1 protein-coding gene is annotated in these 581 nt (G+C 66.6%); it reads right to left on the minus strand.

Features of this window, described 5'->3' with window-relative positions; all coding sequences use genetic code 11:
* On the minus strand, positions 1–581 hold a 581-nt coding region (locus AC0L2B_RS00135; RefSeq protein ID WP_473743626.1), incomplete at both ends, for a TCP-1/cpn60 chaperonin family protein.

A 581-nucleotide genomic window follows, 5' to 3' on the forward strand; every position in this document is an offset into this window, starting at 1 on the left:
TCCTTCTTCGGAGCCTCCGCGATCATGGCTTCGGTGGTGACCAGCAGGCCGGCGACCGAGGCCGCGTCCTGGAGAGCCGTGCGCACGACCTTGACCGGATCGACGATACCCATGGCGATCATGTCGCCATATTCGCCGGTCTGGGCGTTGAAGCCGAAGGTCGGGCCCTTGTTCTCGAGGATCTTGCCGGCAACGATCGATGCTTCCGCACCGGCGTTGGCCGCGATCTGACGGGCCGGAGCCTGCAGCGCGCGACGCACGATGGCGATGCCAGCGGTCTGGTCGGAGTTGGCGCCGACAGCCTTGATGCTCAGCGAAGCGCGCAGCAGTGCGACGCCGCCGCCGGGAACGATGCCTTCTTCGACGGCCGCACGGGTCGCGTTGAGGGCGTCGTCGACGCGGTCCTTCTTTTCCTTGACTTCGATCTCGGTCGCACCGCCGACGCGGATGACGGCAACGCCGCCCGCCAGCTTGGCGAGACGTTCCTGCAGCTTCTCCTTGTCATAGTCCGAGGTGGTCTCCTCGATCTGCTGCTTGATCTGGGCGACGCGGCCCTGGATCTCGGCCTTCTTGCCGGCGCC

Source organism: Mesorhizobium sp. WSM4815, assembly GCF_055811575.1.